Source organism: Ruegeria sp. BF10, assembly GCF_056538725.1.
In genome coordinates, this window is record NZ_JBQFTR010000005.1 from 167,832 (window position 1) to 184,207 (window position 16,376).

Below are 16,376 nucleotides of genomic sequence, written 5' to 3' on the forward strand. Positions count from 1 at the left end.
CAATCGGCGGTCGGGTCAAAGTCAAGTTATTGAAATGGTTAATACTTTATCACCATTGCTCGGGCTGTTGGCTGTAGGCGATATAAAGCGGGTGCTTGGGGTGGCCGTCTTTGGTCAAGCCCAGATGGAACAGCGGCTGGCCGGTCCGGCGCAGCAGGGTTTCCACCGCCGGGCCCCGGTCCAGATGCGCACCATGGGTGCCCCAGGCGGCGATGACCTGATCGGCCCACCGAACACCTTCCAGAATGGCGGCGTCATTTTCCGGGCCTACCGGATCGGCAGCGGCACGCATCTTGCGCGGATCGGTGTCGCGCCAGGCAAAGATGTTGGTCACCTGAAACGCGCCGAACCCCAGCGCCCGGGCACGGCGTTCGCAGCGTTCCACCGTCGGGTCGTTCTGCACTTCGGTCGCGGTAGACGGGTTCAACATGACAAACAGCGCCTTGCGCCCTGCCGGGTCCCACACACGGGTCAGGCTATAGCGGTATTTCTCGCAGTCGGAGTAAATGGCGGTCGAGGGCGCATCGCCCTTGGTGTGCGTTCGGGTGATCATGCTTTTCGCCTAACACGTGGTTCAGGCGGCGAACACCCGGCTGGGATGCAATTCGCCCGATTTGTAAACCCCCACGGCCACGGCCTTGCCATCCAGCGAGGCCCATGCCTCGTCGCCGTATTCAACATCCGAGGCCAACACCATACCCGGGTTGCCATTGCGCAGGCGGGTTGCACCTTCGGGGGTGCATTTGAGCTCGGGCAGGTCCGACAGGCCGGCTTCCAGCGGGTGCAGATAGTCGTCCAGCGCCGTGGTCTTTGCCATTTCGTCGATCTGTTCGATGCTCAACCCGTCTTCGGCCTCGAACGGTCCGGACCAGATCCGGCGCAGTTCCCGGACGTGGCCGTGGCATCCCAGCGCTTCACCCAGATCGCGGGCGATCGAGCGGACATATCCGCCCTTGCCGCAGGTCATCTCTAGCACCACGTGATCTGCGTCGGGGCGGTCGACAAGGATCAGTTCCTCGACCCAAAGGGGCCGTGCGGTCAGTTCAACGTCCTCGCCGTCGCGTGCCAGTTTGTAGGCGCGCTGGCCGTCGATTTTCACGGCGGAAAACTTGGGCGGGACCTGCATGATGTCGCCCAGAAACGGGGTCAACGCCTGCTTGATGTCTTCGTCTGACGGACGCGCATCGCTTTCGGCAATCACTTCGCCCTCGGCATCGTCAGTGTTGGTGGCTTGGCCCAGACGGACAGTGAAGGTGTAGGCTTTCAGAGCGTCCGTGATGTAGGGAACGGTTTTGGTCGCCTCACCCAGAGCCACGGCCAGAACGCCGGTCGCTTCGGGGTCAAGCGTACCCGCATGGCCTGCCTTCTTGGCATCCATCGCCCAGCGCACCTTGTTGACCACGGCGGTCGACGTCATGCCCGCGGGCTTGTCCACCACCAACCAGCCGGAAATGTCGCGACCCTTGCGTTTGCGTCCCATAAAGCACCTTCAATCTTGCTGAGGCGCGCGACCTAGCGGATCGCCATCGCCCTGTCAATTTCAAGGTGCGTCTTCGACCACACCCACGATCGGTCCCAGCGAAAACCCGACATCGGACCGATTGTTCGCGCGGTCATACATGCGAGAGATATTGCCGTCGAAGAACAGCGCATTCGGAGTTTCCAGCACGTCCCGGAACAGGCGGCCGAATTCGTGGAATGTGACGTAATCTTCGGAAATCGCAAACACCGCCCGGGTGCCATCGGCGCTGGTGCCCACCCCGTTGCGCACATAGTGCGAGGTCGAATCGGGCAGGAACCGGGGATGCAACTCGCCATCGATCACCAGCATCGGGCCGGATTGGCTGGCGAACCGGCAGTCGGGGGCCTGATCGAGGAAATCCAGCGTCTCGAACACATCAGCCCGGCCCTCGCGGATGCAGAACACGCCGTTGGGCAGCAGGCCGAAATTGCCGGGGCCGGGGTTGGAGATCACCCGCATGACCTCTTTGCCGTTCTCGACATAATGGCCGACGGGCGACCGGTCATCGTGATACATGCCCGCGTTCATGGCAAAGGCCAGACGCTTGCCGCCGGGGGCCAGCGCCTCGTTCACCGACGAGAAATGCCCCAGCAGATCCCCGTTTTCGTCGTTGAGAAACAGGCGCAGGTCTTCGTTTGCCGCGTCGACTTCGCAGACGGTATAGCGCTTGTCATCATAGGTCAGCTTTTCGCAAGTGACCGCAGAGGCTTGCGCGGCCCAGACAACCGCGCCCAATGTGACAAGTGCCCGGATCACTCGTCCAGATCGCGGCGCACCGCGTCCTGTTCGAACATGCGGCGGGTGTCGTCCAGACGGTCGAACGTGTCATCAAGGCGGAACCGCAGATCGGGCGAAAATTTCAGACCGACCTTCTTGCCAACCATGCGCCGAAGTTCACTTTTGTTGCGGGCGAGCAGATCGATCACGTCCTCCTGCCCCTTGCCGCCCAAGGGCAGCACATAGGCGGTGGCGATTTTCAGATCGGGCGAGGTGCGCACCTCACCCACTGTGATCGACATGCGGTTCAGGTCGGGGTCGTGGACATCTCCGCGCGCCAGAACCTCGGACAGGGTGCGGCGGATCAGTTCGCCGACGCGCAGCTGTCGTTGGGACGGGCCGGGGCCATCGTGGAATTTGTTCTTTGCCATAATCCCCGATCTAAGCGCAAACCGGGGCTTTGCCAAGCGGGCGCGAACGGGGTAGGAGGCTTTGAGCAGTTTGCAGCAAGGGAATACCGCCATGACCCATATTCCGGGGATCGTCATCACAGGGGCTTCGGGCCGTATGGGGCAGATGCTGATCAACACCGTAACCGACAGTGATCAGGCCCGTCTTGTTGGCGTGGTCGAGCGCAAAGGGCATGACTGGGTCGGTCAGGATGTGGGCGAATCCATGGGTGGCCAGGCGCTGGGCGTCAAAGTTACCGATGACCCGCTGGAAGCCTTCGCGCAGGCACAGGCGGTGATCGATTTCACCGCACCCGAGGCGACGCTGGACTTTGCCGCTTTGGCCGCGCAGGCGCGCTGTGTGCATGTAATCGGGACAACCGGCATGACGGATGAGCAGATCGCCGCGCTGGAACCGGCCTCGCGCCACGCGGTGATCGTGCGGGCAGGGAACATGAGCCTTGGCGTCAACCTGCTGGTGCAACTGACCAAGAAAGTCGCGGCTGCACTGGATGAGGATTTTGATATCGAAATCATCGAAGGGCATCACCATCACAAGGTGGACGCACCATCCGGCACCGCTCTGATGTTGGGCGAGGCCGCTGCCGAGGGACGCGGCGTCAAACTGTCGGAGGTGTCCGACCGGGGTCGCGACGGCATGACCGGTCCCCGCAAACGCGGAGATATCGGTTTTCATGCCATACGTGGCGGCGACATCGTGGGCGAGCATGACGTGTTGTTCGCCGCCCCCGGTGAACGCATCGTTCTGCGCCATCTGGCCAGCGACCGCGCGATTTTTGCCCGTGGTGCGCTGAAGGCGGCGCTGTGGGGGCAGGGGAAGGCGCCGGGCCAATATGACATGGTGGATGTGCTGGGGCTGTGAGCCATAGACGAAGCGGTCGCCGACGCTAAGCTTTGATTCATGAGGATTCGGCGCTCTGGACTGGCAACCGGCATTTTGCTTGCGGTGTTCTACCTGACACTGCTGCCTTTCGTTGCGCATGGCGTTGGAATGATCGGCGATGGCCTGTCGCAGGACGCCGCCCGGCGCAGCTATCTGTTCGCTGATGGCGAGAGTGTCGGCAATGCCGCGATGTTGGTGCACATTCTGGCAGGTAGTTTTCTGGTCGTACTCGTCCCGCTTCAACTGCTGAAGGGGCTGCGGCTCAAGTACAATCGGTTTCACCGCGTGATGGGAGCCTGTCTGGTGGCGCTGGCATTGATCACCGGGCTGGCAGGCATGAGTTATATTCCCCTGCGCGGAACCATCGGCGGGCCGCTGATGTCTGCCGCCTTCTTTCTGTACGGGCTGTGTCTTTTCACGGCCGCGCTGATGGTGGCGCGCAGGGCTTTGGAAGGGGATCGCGCAGGACATTGGGCATGGGGATTGCGGCTGTTCTGGCTGGCGTTTGGATCCTGGCTTTACCGCGTGCATTACACATTGTGGTATCTGCTGACCGGCGGGTGGGGGTCAGAGCCCGATTTCTCGGGCCTGTTCGATCTGATTCAGAATTTCGCGTTCTTTGTACCGTATCTGCTGGTCGTACAAATCTGGATCGCCCGCAACCGTGCCACTCATCAAAATGCCCTGGTCACAGGTTCCTGATCTTGTCGGCCCGCAGGGGACACGCGAGGTAGACGCCGAATTCTGTGCCGATATCCGCGCTGACCCGCGCGTGAACGGCTCCTTGTCGGTCAAGGAAGCGCTGGTTGTCCTCAACCGGGAAAATCCCTTCGTGCCATATGCCGGGATGGATATAGAGCCCCCTTGATCCGTCACACCAGAAAGCGACCACCTTGTCCGGGGTCAGATTGTCGCCGGGCAGGGCCACAGGCACGATGAAGGGCTTGTTGTCCAGCGGCCAGAACATCTGCCCGCCGTCGGGGTGATAGTTCATATGCCACAGCAACACTTGATCCCGCGGTGCTGTTTTCCGGTCGGTTTGTGCCTGTTGGGGGTCGGCGGACCAACCCAGCACGTAATGGCCTTTGACCGCCTCGTTCTCACCGTAAAGCACGTCACCCTGCCAGTCGCATTTGAACGTGCCTTCAACCCAGCCGCCTTCGTCACCCGTGCCGTCGTCAATCGGTCGCCAGCCCTGCTGCGGCCAGCGTACGATCTCGATTTCAAAGGTTTCGGGGTCGTCGACCAAACAGCCGTACCCCTTGACCGATGTGTCCGTCGCACGGATCAGGGGAACTTTGTGCCACGGCAGTGAGGGTTTCGAACTGGCCTCGAAGATGTACTCGGGTGCGGTCATGATGCACCCAGATGCCTGTCGACCATGCGCTGAACCATCGGTGCGAAATGGGCGAAATCCGGTGTCTCCATATCCGCGCGTTTGCCGGCCTCATCCAGATACCGGACCTGAATGATCTCTTTCAGGTTCGGATTGGATTCGAACGCGGCGACTTCTTCGGCGCTCATCGGGCCGCCTTGCAGCTCCAGGGTATGGACCGAGGCGGCGGAGAGGCGGTTGAAATATTCGGGCTTGGTGGCGCAGAGATACCGCTTGGCGGCCACGTGATATCGACAGCAATCGGTGATGACCGAAGGGAAGAACTGCTCCAGCACCTCAGCACCCGCATCCTCGTGGTGGCGGTCTTCGGTATCATCGGGGTGGTAGGTTCCGAATTCGGACGTGAAATGGCCGATATCATGCAACAAGGCACCGACGATGATCTCTTCAGGCTGGCCGTTCTGTTCGGCGATGGTGGCGCCTTGAAGCATGTGCTGGGCCATGGTGACGGGTTCGCCAAGATATTCCTCACCGCCGCGGCGGTCGAAGATATCCCCGATGAAGGCGACGATATTGTCCCGGTTCAGCGTCGAGAAATCGGGCTTCATTCCGCTGCCTCCGGCTGCGCCATCTCCATCGCCGCCAAAGTCGACAGCAACCCGTCCTTGTCGGCGTAGCACCCCTGCAACCAGCGCGACCCCGCACCGGAATAGCCCAGCCTTGCATGCAGGACACGGGTGTTGTCGACGATGAAGCTTTCGCCCGGCTCCAGTTTGAACGACACGCCCATGGCCGGGTCGTCGATGATCTCGCCCAGTCGACGATAAGCCGCATAGTAGGCTTCCATCCTGTCGAAAGGCACGTCCACGAAGGGCGCGGAGGAACGGTTGTTGAACCGGATCCCGACCAGTTCGCCATCCGGCGACAATTCGATCATCGGACGGCGAGATCGCAGGCAGACACCGTCAGACCCCTTGTATTCGAACCGCGCCGGGTAGCCTGCCAGCAGCGCAAAGCCTTCGGGGTTCTGCGCACGCAGCTTTTCGGCAGCGCGAAAGCCGTCGACAACGATCGAGTCGCCCCCTTCGGCGCTGTTTTCCAGACAATAAAGGATTTGCAGCGTCGGCACAGGGTCGCGATAGGGGTTGTCGGTGTGGGCCTGCAAGCCAAGCCCGGTATAGGCGAGGTTGGTCGGGTTCACTTCCGTCCGAACCTCGAAATAAGGGCCATAATTGGTTTCGCGGACATAACCGAACAGGTCGGCCACTTTCAAAAGCGACTCTGGTTCGGTTGGCCCGCCCGTCAGCCTGGCAAAGCCGTAACGCGCCACAGACGCCAGCCAGTTGCGTTTGGCCGCACGGCTGGCATGAACCTCGTTCCAGTCGCCAGAGGGTGTGGCGATCCCGCCTTCCCAGGTGATGATGCCGGGGCCGGTGCGGCCCAGCGTATCATCACGTTCGCAATCATAGTTGTGTTCGGCCAGCCATTCGGCCGGGAAGGTAACGGTTTTGTCTTCGGGCTGGAACGTGACCTGAAGGCCGCCCGCGACAACCTCGGCTGAACTGACCGAGATGTCAGCAGGGATATCGCCGATGGTGATCAGCCGCTGGCCGTTGCCCGGGGCACGGGTTTCCGGGTCCAGCGCGTTGTCGCGCAGCCAGATGGCGTGAAAGCGGGCTTGCGGTCCTGTGTCGAACGCGACGGTGACGACCGAACTGTCATGGGTGGCGGTGCGCAGCATTGGGGTCTCCTGTTCGGCGCGAGCTTTGGTTGAGCAGATACGCTGTTCATGGCATTACGACAATTAATCCTTATTTCGGCTGAGGCTTGGAAAATCTAATGGCTAAGAAAAAGATCGGTCTACCGCCGTTGGACTGGTTGCGCGTGTTCGAGGCAGCCGGGCGTCTTGGTGGGTTCTCGGCAGCAGCCAAGGAGTTCGGGCTGACGCAGGCCGCTGTCAGCCAGCGGATCGGCAATCTGGAAGCCTGGCTGGGCCGATCCCTGTTCGTGCGCGAGGCGCGGGGCGTGTCACTGACGGTTGAAGGTGAAAGCTATCTGCCTTTGGTGCAGGACAGCCTTCGCGCGCTGGAGCGCAATACCGAGGATCTGTTTGGCAAATCCCCGCGCGAGCTGCGCGTGGCCGGGTTGTCGTCGAACATCCACGCATTGGTTCTGCCGGCGCTGACCCGGTTTCACGACATGCAGCCCGGGGTTCGGGTGATGACCGACTCGGTCGCGCGCCGGTCGTCTTTGGACGAAGAACGAACCTGGCTGCAAATCCGATATGGTCGGGGCATCTGGGCCGGGCGTGATGCCGCCCTGATCGCACCCGAGGTCCTTGCCCCCATGGCGCCGCCGGGTGTCGACTGGGGCGCCCCATTGATCGATCTGCGCGGAGAACGCCCCGGCTGGAGAGAGTGGAGCCAGAAAAACGGCCAGCAGGACCTGCCGCAATCAAAAATCAGTTTTGATTCGATGGAACATGCGATCTCGGCTGCGCGGCGCGGCATGGGTGTGGTGTTGGGATCGGTTCCGTTGGCCCTTGCCGACCTGCAAGAGGGGCGGTTGCGGCGGCTGGATTTACCTGAATTGCACACCAAAGACGGGTACTGGCTGACCTGGCCTGAAGACCGGGCGAAGTCCAGAAAACAGCGTGCCCTGATCGAGGATTTCCTGAATGCGCTGCGTGGTTGACCGTTCAGAAGTCGATGGCGATGCCCTTCTTTTCCCAGTCACCATAACGGGCGGGGTCCGGCCCGTCTCGGCCACCCAGCTCTTTCGGCAATTCCTGGGCCTGGGCCGCGGCTTTGCGGCGGCGTTCTTCCGCTTCGGCCAGGGCGCGCCGGGCGGCAGGGGGCAAGTCTTTGCGGTCGTCACTCATGACATCGGGTTCCTTTCCGTGCACAGCCTTGATATACGCCCGCGTCCGCCATTGGCAATGCGGGCGCAGGTCACATGAAGGCGGTACCATGTCTAACAGCGCAACAGCAGCACGGCGCAGCGCAATCTATCTTCTGGATCAGGTTCTGGGCGAAGGTCGCCTGCTGGCCGAGTGTCTGGCGGCGGGCGCCGTGGATCGGTTGGAGCCCGAGGACCGCGCACGCGCTCAGCGCCTTGCTTTGGAAACGCTGCGTGGGCTTGAACGGGCCGACCGCCTGTTGGACAATCACCTGAACCGCACACCTGCGTTGACGGTCCACAACGCACTGAGACTGGGGGCGGTCGAGCTTTGTAATGGCGAAGCCGCGCATGGCGTCGTCAATTCCATGGTCGAGATCGTCAGCCGTTCGCGCAAGCATGGTCGCCTCAAGGGGTTGGTGAACGCCGTTCTGCGCAAGGTTGCGGCAGAAGGCCCCGAGGCGTGGCCAAAGATGCGCGTTCCGCGTTTGCCGGAGTGGTTGCGTGAACCTCTGATCGCGGCGTGGGGCACGGATGCTGTTACCGGAATGGAGCAGGCACATTTCGCGGGCGCACCACTGGACCTTACCTTGAAACCAGGGGCGAAAGGCCCCTCAGGCGAGATCCTTCCGACCGGGTCGGTGCGTATAAAGGACGCGGGTCAGGTCTCGACCCTGCCAGGGTACAAGGCCGGAGACTGGTGGGTGCAGGATGCGGCGGCCGCATTGCCGGTTCGCGTTCTGGCCCCGAAGGCGGGCCAGAAAGTGCTGGATCTCTGCGCGGCCCCAGGTGGAAAAACGATGCAGCTTGCGGCCGCAGGGGCTGATGTCACGGCACTGGATGTGTCGGAATCACGGATGGAACGGGTGCGCGAAAACCTTGCAAGGACCGGCCTGAAGGCGAAGGTCGTTGTTGGCGATGCGCTGGAACACGAGGGCCAGTACGACGCGATCCTGCTGGACGCGCCGTGCTCGGCCACAGGTACGATCCGCAGGCATCCTGACTTGCCGTTTGCCAAGGACGGTTCGGAATTCGGCGGCCTGATCGAACTCCAGTCGCGCATGTTGGCCCACGCGTGGGGCTTGCTCAAACCCGGTGGGCGTCTGGTCTATTGCACGTGTTCCCTGCTGCCGGACGAGGGCGAAGTTCAGGTGGAAGAGGCGCTGGACATGTATCCTGGCATGAGCGTGGATCGCGACGCGCTGAACGTACCCGGTGTTGAAACGGATTGGATCACTGAAGAAGGCGGCATGCGATTGCGCCCTGATTATTGGCCGGATCGGGGCGGTATGGACGGGTTCTATATCGCGTGCCTGACCAAATCCGCCTGAACGCACGCTTTTCGATGACTTGACGATCGGCGCGGTCTATCGTTGGGTCTCAAGCGCCAGCAGAGCGCAAGGGGCAGAGTAACACGCGTCATGTCGAAATCAGACACCATGACCAGCCGGTGGATGCGGTTTCAGAACCGTTTCTATGCGCGCCTGAGCCAGCGGCAGAAGGCGGTCACAGGGTTTGTTGCGCAACCGGATCCGCGCTCGGTGGGTTCGTTTGCACGTGGGCGGCAACTGGTTGCCGGAAACCTGTTGTTCGCAGGCTATCTGGTCGAGGCCGAAGATACAGGGCTTTGGGACGTCACCGCCCCCAGTGCCGGCTTTGACGAAGAACGTCACGGTTTTGCCTGGCTGGATGATCTGGCTGCGGTCGGAGACATGCGTGCGCGGGAAAAGGCGCAGCGCTGGGTCTGGGGATGGATCGAGGCGCACGGGCGCGGGCAAGGGCCCGGCTGGGTGCCTGATCTGACCGGACGACGGGTGATGCGCTGGATCAACCACGCGCTTTTTCTGCTGCGAGGGGCGGATGAAAAACAAAGCAAGCTGTTTTTCCGCTCGCTTGCCCAACAGACATGGTTTCTGTCCAAACGCTGGCATGCCGCGACCCCGGGTCTGCCCCGGTTCGAGGCGCTGGCTGGGCTAGTACAGGCCGGGCTGGCGTTGGAGGGGCTGGAGCACATGGCCGACCCGGCCCTGCGCGCCCTGGCCGGAGAATGTGACCGTCAGGTCGACGCGCAAGGCGGCATTCCAACACGCAATCCGGAAGAACTGCTCGAGGTCTTCACATTGCTCAGCTGGACATCGGCGGCGCTGAGCGATCTTGGGCGCGGCACGCCTGCCGCTCAGGCCAATGCGATCAAACGGATCGCGCCGACCCTGCGCAGCCTGCGCCACGCGGACGGGGCCTTGGCACGGTTCCATGGTGGCGGGCGCGGTGTCGAGGGACGTCTGGAACAGGCTCTTGCGCAAAGCGGCGTCAAACATAAGGCGGCAACCGAATTGCCGATGGGCTATGCCCGGCTGGCAGCCGCACGCACCACGGTGATCGTGGATGCCAGTGTGCCGCCTTCCGGAGCGGCCTCGTACAATGCGCATGCCTCTACTCTGGCGTTCGAGTTGACCTCGGGGCGGCGGCCGCTGATCGTGAACTGCGGGTCGGGGGCCAGTTTCGGACTGGAATGGCGCCGCGCCGGACGGGCGACGCCGTCGCACTCGACGCTTTGCCTGGATGGGTTCTCAAGCGCCCGGCTGGCCAGCCCGGTGCCGGGGCGTGAAGCTCAGGCGCTGGTTGACGCACCGCAAGAGGTGCCCGTTGATTTCGAGGATGCGTTCGAGGGCATCCGCTTCATGGCCGGGCATGATGGATACGCAAAGGTCTTTGGCCTGACCCATGCGCGTACATTCGAATTGCGATTTGACGGTCGGGAACTGACCGTTGAGGATATTCTGCTGACCGCGACCGACAAGGCGAAGCGACAGTTTGACAAGGCGATGGATGCTTCGGGCCTCAGGGGCATCGGCTATGACATCCGGTTTCACCTGCATCCGGATGTCGATGCGGCGCTGGATTTGGGCGGGGCGGCGGTGTCGATGGCGCTCAAAAGCGGTGAAATCTGGGTTTTCCGCCATGATGGCGTTGGAAAATTGTCCGTCGAGCCAAGCGTTTACCTTGAAAAAGGGCGTTTAAAGCCACGCGCGACAAAACAGATCGTTCTATCCGGGCGCGCAATGGAGTATGCGACGCGCACCCGGTGGACTCTGAGCAAGGCACAGGACACAGCCTATGCCGTGCGCGATACGCACCGGGACGAGCCCGATTTAGACTGACGCCAAAAGGACCTTTGGACCCATGACCGATCTTCACCCCGTGCGCCGCGCGTTGCTTTCCGTATCCGACAAAACCGGGCTGATCGAGCTGGGCAAGGCGCTGGCCGAGCGCGGGATCGAACTGTTGTCGACCGGCGGCACGGCCAGGGCGTTGCGTGATGCAGGGCTTGCGGTGAAGGATGTCAGCGAGATCACCGGCTTCCCCGAGATGATGGATGGTCGGGTCAAGACCCTGCACCCGATGGTGCATGGTGGCCTGCTGGCGCTGCGGGACAACGACACCCATGTTGCTGCGATGGAAGAACACGGCATCGGCGCGATCGATCTGCTGGTTGTGAACCTCTATCCGTTCGAGGCAACCGTGGCCAAAGGCGCGGGTTATGACGAATGCATCGAGAACATCGATATCGGCGGTCCGGCAATGATCCGCGCGGCCTCCAAAAACCATGCCTTCGTGAATGTGGTTGTGGATGTCGAGGACTATTCCTCGCTGCTGGATCAATTGGAAGAAAACTACGGCAAGACTTCCTATGGTTTCCGTCAGTGGCTTGCGCAAAAGGCGTATGCGCGTACCGCGGCCTATGACACGGCTGTGTCCAACTGGATGGCCGACGCGCTGGAGCTTGAAGCCCCGAAACGTCGCGCCTTTGCCGGTGAATTGAAACAGACCCTGCGCTATGGCGAGAACAGCCATCAGCAGGCGGCGTTCTACACCGACGGCACAAACCGTCCGGGCGTTGCGACCGCCGTGCAGCATCAGGGCAAGGAACTGAGTTACAACAACATCAACGACACCGATGCGGCCTTTGAGCTGGTCGCCGAGTTTGACCCCCAGCAGGGCGCCGCCTGCGCCATCATCAAACATGCCAACCCCTGTGGCGTGGCCAGGGGTGCAACCCTGCTTGAGGCCTACAAGGCTGCCTTCGACTGCGACCGCACCTCTGCCTTCGGCGGTATCGTGGCGCTGAATCAGCCTCTGGACGCCGAGACCGCGCAGGAGATCACCGGGATTTTCACCGAAGTCGTGATCGCTCCAGGCGCATCGGATGAGGCCAAAGCAATCTTTGCCGCCAAGAAAAACCTGCGCCTGCTGACGACCGAAGCGCTGCCGGATGTGACCGCCGGTGGGAAAACCGTGCGTCAGGTGGCCGGTGGGTTGCTGGTGCAGGACAAGGATAACGGCTTTGTCGGCATGGATGATCTGAAAGTTGTGACCAAGAAGGCCCCGACCGACGAACAGATGCGTGACCTTTTGTTTGCCTGGAAAGTGGCAAAGCACGTCAAGTCCAACGCCATCGTCTATGTCAAGGACGGCGCCACCGTGGGCGTCGGCGCGGGCCAGATGAGCCGTGTGGACTCGGCCCTGATTGCCGCCAAGAAAGCCGAACGTATGGCTGACGTGCTGGGCTTGGCCCAACCGCTGACCATCGGCTCGGCCGTTGCGTCGGACGCGTTTTTCCCCTTCCCTGACGGCCTGATGGAAGCGGCCGAGGCGGGCGCAACCTGTGTGATCCAACCGGGTGGGTCCATGCGTGACGATGAAGTCATCGCCGCGGCGGATGAGGCGGGCCTTGCCATGGTCTTTACCGGCATGCGCCATTTCCGCCACTGATGCGGTCACGCCTGCTTCTCTGGGCGGCGCTGGCTGCCTTTGCGATCGACCAGATCAGCAAATACCTGGTCGTTCACGTCCTGCGCGTGGCCGATCAGCCCGGCGGCATCGATGTTGTGCCGCCGCTGCTGGTGTTCAAATACGGCGAGAACCGGGGCATCAATTTCGGCCTTTTCCAAGGAAACTCGGAGGCCGCGCGCTGGATTCTGATCGGCGTTTCCGTGGCGATCTGTGTTGGCGTGCTTGTCTGGCTCAGCCGTGCAGCCCATTCAAGGCTGATGCTGTTTTGTGGCGGCCTGCTGATCGGCGGTGCGCTGGCGAATGTGGTGGATCGGGTTCTTTACGGCTTTGTTCTGGATTTCCTGAACATGTCCTGTTGCGGCATCAACAATCCGTTTGTTTTCAACCTCGCAGATGTCTTCATATTTGCAGGAGCCATCGGGCTGGTGCTGTTTGACGGCAAAAAGGCCTCGTGACGCGCGGAATGATATGCGATAAAAGCGCCTGAAACAGGCTGGAGACACCAATGCGGATGCCGCGCGCCCTATTTGTTTTGACTGTTGCCGCTGCGGTTGCGGCGTGTTCGAATCCGGGTCTTCGGGATCTGGAGCCTCCGGGTCCGGGGCCGGATGAGTTTTCCGTGCTGCCGGTCAAGCCGCTGACCCAACCTCAGGACTATGCGTTCTTGCCTGCACCCACGCCGGGTGGCGCGAATCTGACGGATCCGAACCCAAATGCCGATGCGGTGGCTGCGCTGGGCGGAAATGCTTCTGCGCTGAACCCGAATACAGCTGTGCCATCCTCGGATGCAGCGCTTGTCACGGCCTCCAGCCGCTATGGTGTTTCCCCCGATGCGCGGCAGGTGGTCGAGGCTGATGACGCCGCGTTCCGCAAACGGCGGGGGCGTTGGACAGGTCTGCGCCTGTTCCCGGTCGACCGCTATGGTCAGGTTTACGAAAAACAATCGATCGATCCGTTCGCGGAAACAGAAGCTGCCCGTCGGGCCGGGATCGAAACCCCTTCTTCGCCGCCGGGTGAATAATTCTTAACTTTCCGTCATCGGGCTTGAACCCGGGCCGCGTCACCGTAGTTTGAATACCAGAAACGAAACGGAGGATGCCCCATGGTTCGGGCCCTGGCCTTGTCGGCTGCCCTGATCGCTGCCACCCCGGTTTTTGCCGAGGACGGGAAAGAAGCGGTCACCACATTCACATTGGACAACGGAATGGATGTCGTCGTGGTCGAAGACCACCGCGCACCGGTCGTACAACACATGGTCTGGTACCGTGCCGGATCCGCAGATGAGCCGATCGGATCCTCGGGTGTGGCGCATTTTCTGGAACACCTTCTGTTCAAAGGCACCGACACGCTGGCCCCGGGTGAGTTTTCGGCCACCGTCGCAGCCAATGGCGGCAACGACAACGCCTTTACCTCGTATGACTACACCGCATATTTTCAGCGTGTCGCGGCCGACAGGCTAGAGTTGATGATGCGGATGGAATCCGACCGGATGCGAAACCTTCGGCTGAGCGAAGAGGATATTCTGACCGAACGGGACGTGATTCTTGAGGAACGCAACCAACGTACCGAAAACAACCCGCGCGCCCTGTTCGGCGAACAGATGAGTGCGGCTCAGTATCTGAACCACCGCTACGGCGTTCCGATCATCGGTTGGATGCACGAGATGGAAGATCTGGACATGGAGGACGCGCTGTCGTTCTACCAGACCCATTATTCACCCAACAACGCCATTCTGGTGGTCACGGGTGACGTTGATCCCGACGAAGTCCGCGCGCTTGCCGATCAGTATTACGGTGTGATTCCCGCCAATCCGGACCTGCCCGAGCGGGTGCGGTCACAAGAGCCGCCGCAAACGGCCGAGCGTCGCCTGACCTTCAAGGACCCGCGCGTCGCCCAGCCTTACGTTCAGCGCAGCTATCTGGCCCCGGAACGCGATCCGGGCGAACAGGAAAAAGCGGCGGCTCTGTTTCTGCTGGCCGAATTGCTGGGTGGAAGCACCACCTCTTATCTGAACGAAAAGTTGCAGTTTGATCAGCAGAAGGTCGTCTATGCCGGGGCGTTCTATCGTGGTGTTTCGCTGGATGACACGACCTTCGATCTGATCGTCGTTCCGGCCGAGGGTGTTTCCCTGCAAGAAGCCGAAGACGCCATGGACCAGGCCGTGGCTGATTTCATTGCCGAAGGTGTGAACGAAGACGATCTTGAGCGCATCAAGATGCAGCTACGCGCCGCCCAGACCTATGCGCGCGACAATGTGGACGGCATCGGCAACCGCTATGGCCGGGCCCTGACCAGCGGTCTGACGGTCGAAGATGTGCAGGCCTGGCCCGAGATCCTTCAGGCCGTGACCGGTGATGAGATCATCGCCGCAGCCCGCGAAGTTCTGCAACCCGAGGCGTCTGTTACCGGCTGGCTGATGCGCGATGACGAGGTGACGCAATGAAACGGTTTATTGCAACGCTGATTGCCTGCCTGGTCGCCCTGCCGGCTTTGGCCGAGATCGAGATCGAAGAAGTGACCTCGCCCGGTGGCATCAAAGCCTGGCTGGTCGAGGACCATTCCATCCCATTCACCGCGCTGGAACTGCGGTTCCGTGGCGGCACGTCGCTGGACGACCCTGACAAACGCGGCGCGGTCAACCTGATGAGCGGGCTGATCGAAGAAGGCGCGGGCGATATGGATGCGCGGGCCTATGCGCGTGAACTGGAGGCTCTGGCCGCTTCGTTCCGATACAATGCCGGCGACGATGCAGTTTCGATTTCCACGCGTTTTCTGTCCGAGAACCGGGATGAAGTGGTCGATTTGCTGCGCACGACGATCCACGAGCCGCGTTTTGATCAGGATGCGGTTGATCGGGTGCGCGCCCAGATTCTGTCGGGCCTGCGCTCGGATCAGACTGACCCGAACGAAATCGCAAGCCTCACCTTTGCGCAGATGGCCTACGGGGATCACCCCTATGGATCCGAAGGGAAAGGCACCATCGAAAGCGTCTCGGCCCTGACCCGTGACGACGTGGTCGCGGCTTATGAAGGCGTCTTTTCCAAGGATCGCCTGTACGTGGGGGCCGTTGGCGATATAACGGCAGAGGAACTGGGGATCCTGCTTGATACCCTGCTTGGCGACTTGCCGGACACCGGCAAGCCCATCCCCGGCAAGGCCGAGGTGAACATTCCCGGTGGCGTCAGTGTTGTCGAATTCAACACGCCTCAGTCCGTGGCCTTGTTCGGTCAGGCCGGGATTGATCGGGATGACCCGGATTTCTTTGCGGCCTTCGTTCTGAACCACATTCTTGGCGGCGGCGGGTTTGAAAGCCGGCTGATGCAGGAGGTGCGCGAAAAGCGCGGCCTGACCTATGGGGTCGGGACTTATCTGGTGCCCAAGGATCTGGCCTCGGTCTATCTTGGGTCCGTGTCCTCTGCCAATGACCGTATCGCCGAAGCCATCGACGTAATTCGCGATGAATGGGCGCGCGCGGCCACTGAAGGCGTGACGCAAGAGGAACTTGACGACGCCAAGACCTATCTGACCGGCGCCTATCCGCTGCGGTTTGACGGCAACGGACAGATTGCCGGGATCATGGTTGGGATGCAGATGGAAGGCCTGCCGATCGACTATATCGCCACCCGGAATGACAAGGTGAACGCGGTGACATTGGAAGACGTAAACCGCGTTGCTGCCGAACTGCTTGACCCGGACGGTTTGCACTTTGTCGTCGTTGGCAAGCCGGTTGGACTGGAAACAACGAACTGAACCTGT

Annotated in this window: 18 protein-coding genes; 10 read left to right on the forward strand and 8 right to left on the reverse strand. The window is 61.5% G+C overall.

Annotated features, from left to right (window positions below):
* Positions 1 to 49 precede the first annotated feature (49 nt).
* The 4 genes from ACR0DJ_RS17695 to rbfA are packed head-to-tail and all read right to left on the reverse strand — an operon-like array spanning position 50 to position 2,670.
* The gene (locus tag ACR0DJ_RS17695) at positions 50 to 553 is read right to left on the reverse strand and encodes a DUF1643 domain-containing protein (RefSeq protein WP_170346689.1); all 504 of its coding nucleotides are present in this window, start codon (positions 551 to 553) and stop codon (positions 50 to 52) included.
* A gap of 21 nt (positions 554 to 574) precedes the next feature.
* Positions 575 to 1,480: a tRNA pseudouridine(55) synthase TruB gene (gene truB, locus ACR0DJ_RS17700; RefSeq protein ID WP_170346688.1), complete on the reverse strand. Its 906-nt coding sequence runs from the start codon at positions 1,478 to 1,480 to the stop codon at positions 575 to 577.
* A 60-nt stretch (positions 1,481 to 1,540) separates the two neighbouring features.
* The gene (locus ACR0DJ_RS17705; protein ID WP_170346687.1) at positions 1,541 to 2,278 is read right to left on the reverse strand and encodes a phosphodiester glycosidase family protein; all 738 of its coding nucleotides are present in this window, start codon (positions 2,276 to 2,278) and stop codon (positions 1,541 to 1,543) included.
* On the reverse strand, positions 2,275 to 2,670 hold the full coding sequence (gene rbfA, locus ACR0DJ_RS17710) for a 30S ribosome-binding factor RbfA (protein ID WP_152459376.1): 396 nt from the start codon (positions 2,668 to 2,670) through the stop codon (positions 2,275 to 2,277). The genes ACR0DJ_RS17705 and rbfA overlap by 4 nt, the downstream gene beginning before the upstream one ends.
* Positions 2,671 to 2,761: 91 nt before the next feature.
* Between rbfA and dapB the strand changes: the two genes are divergently transcribed.
* On the forward strand, positions 2,762 to 3,571 hold the full coding sequence (gene dapB, locus ACR0DJ_RS17715) for a 4-hydroxy-tetrahydrodipicolinate reductase (RefSeq protein WP_480685877.1): 810 nt from the start codon (positions 2,762 to 2,764) through the stop codon (positions 3,569 to 3,571).
* A 39-nt stretch (positions 3,572 to 3,610) separates the two neighbouring features.
* A complete protein-coding gene (locus ACR0DJ_RS17720; protein WP_480685878.1) occupies positions 3,611 to 4,294 on the forward strand; it encodes a DUF2306 domain-containing protein in 684 nt (227 codons plus the stop codon).
* Here the strand turns inward: ACR0DJ_RS17720 and ACR0DJ_RS17725 are convergent.
* Genes ACR0DJ_RS17725 through tmpA form a run of 3 tightly spaced genes read right to left on the reverse strand, consistent with a single transcriptional unit; the run spans position 4,281 to position 6,669 of the window.
* Positions 4,281 to 4,949 carry an ureidoglycolate lyase gene (locus ACR0DJ_RS17725; protein WP_425079990.1) on the reverse strand — a complete coding sequence of 223 codons (669 nt, stop codon included), beginning with the start codon at positions 4,947 to 4,949 and terminating at the stop codon, positions 4,281 to 4,283. The genes ACR0DJ_RS17720 and ACR0DJ_RS17725 overlap by 14 nt on opposite strands.
* On the reverse strand, positions 4,946 to 5,536 hold the full coding sequence (gene tmpB / locus ACR0DJ_RS17730) for a (R)-1-hydroxy-2-trimethylaminoethylphosphonate oxygenase (protein WP_170346683.1): 591 nt from the start codon (positions 5,534 to 5,536) through the stop codon (positions 4,946 to 4,948). The genes ACR0DJ_RS17725 and tmpB overlap by 4 nt, the downstream gene beginning before the upstream one ends.
* Positions 5,533 to 6,669 (reverse strand): 2-trimethylaminoethylphosphonate dioxygenase, encoded by a 1,137-nt coding sequence (tmpA, locus tag ACR0DJ_RS17735; protein WP_480685879.1) that lies wholly within the window; start codon positions 6,667 to 6,669, stop codon positions 5,533 to 5,535. Before tmpA ends, tmpB begins: the two co-directional genes overlap by 4 nt.
* A gap of 98 nt (positions 6,670 to 6,767) precedes the next feature.
* Here tmpA and ACR0DJ_RS17740 point away from each other — a divergent pair, with 98 nt between their 5' ends.
* On the forward strand, positions 6,768 to 7,622 hold the full coding sequence (locus ACR0DJ_RS17740) for a LysR family transcriptional regulator (protein ID WP_480685880.1): 855 nt from the start codon (positions 6,768 to 6,770) through the stop codon (positions 7,620 to 7,622).
* A gap of 4 nt (positions 7,623 to 7,626) precedes the next feature.
* Here the strand turns inward: ACR0DJ_RS17740 and ACR0DJ_RS17745 are convergent, their stop codons facing one another.
* On the reverse strand, positions 7,627 to 7,809 hold the full coding sequence (locus ACR0DJ_RS17745; RefSeq protein ID WP_170346680.1) for a DUF1674 domain-containing protein: 183 nt from the start codon (positions 7,807 to 7,809) through the stop codon (positions 7,627 to 7,629).
* Between the two features lie 88 nt (positions 7,810 to 7,897).
* Here ACR0DJ_RS17745 and ACR0DJ_RS17750 point away from each other — a divergent pair, with 88 nt between their 5' ends.
* The 7 genes from ACR0DJ_RS17750 to ACR0DJ_RS17780 all read left to right on the forward strand — a co-directional run bounded on the left by ACR0DJ_RS17750 (position 7,898) and on the right by ACR0DJ_RS17780 (position 16,370).
* Positions 7,898 to 9,157: an RsmB/NOP family class I SAM-dependent RNA methyltransferase gene (locus tag ACR0DJ_RS17750; protein ID WP_480685881.1), complete on the forward strand. Its 1,260-nt coding sequence runs from the start codon at positions 7,898 to 7,900 to the stop codon at positions 9,155 to 9,157.
* Positions 9,158 to 9,247: 90 nt separating this feature from the next.
* A complete protein-coding gene (locus ACR0DJ_RS17755; RefSeq protein WP_480685882.1) occupies positions 9,248 to 10,987 on the forward strand; it encodes a heparinase II/III family protein in 1,740 nt (579 codons plus the stop codon).
* A gap of 22 nt (positions 10,988 to 11,009) precedes the next feature.
* On the forward strand, positions 11,010 to 12,599 hold the full coding sequence (purH, locus tag ACR0DJ_RS17760) for a bifunctional phosphoribosylaminoimidazolecarboxamide formyltransferase/IMP cyclohydrolase (RefSeq protein WP_257599489.1): 1,590 nt from the start codon (positions 11,010 to 11,012) through the stop codon (positions 12,597 to 12,599).
* A complete protein-coding gene (lspA, locus tag ACR0DJ_RS17765) occupies positions 12,599 to 13,075 on the forward strand; it encodes a signal peptidase II (protein ID WP_480685883.1) in 477 nt (158 codons plus the stop codon). Before purH ends, lspA begins: the two co-directional genes overlap by 1 nt.
* A 50-nt stretch (positions 13,076 to 13,125) precedes the next feature.
* On the forward strand, positions 13,126 to 13,641 hold the full coding sequence (locus ACR0DJ_RS17770; protein WP_257599488.1) for a DUF3035 domain-containing protein: 516 nt from the start codon (positions 13,126 to 13,128) through the stop codon (positions 13,639 to 13,641).
* A gap of 81 nt (positions 13,642 to 13,722) precedes the next feature.
* A complete protein-coding gene (locus ACR0DJ_RS17775; RefSeq protein WP_170346674.1) occupies positions 13,723 to 15,063 on the forward strand; it encodes a M16 family metallopeptidase in 1,341 nt (446 codons plus the stop codon).
* Positions 15,060 to 16,370: a M16 family metallopeptidase gene (locus ACR0DJ_RS17780; protein ID WP_480685884.1), complete on the forward strand. Its 1,311-nt coding sequence runs from the start codon at positions 15,060 to 15,062 to the stop codon at positions 16,368 to 16,370. The genes ACR0DJ_RS17775 and ACR0DJ_RS17780 overlap by 4 nt, the downstream gene beginning before the upstream one ends.
* Positions 16,371 to 16,376: the final 6 nt, after the last annotated feature.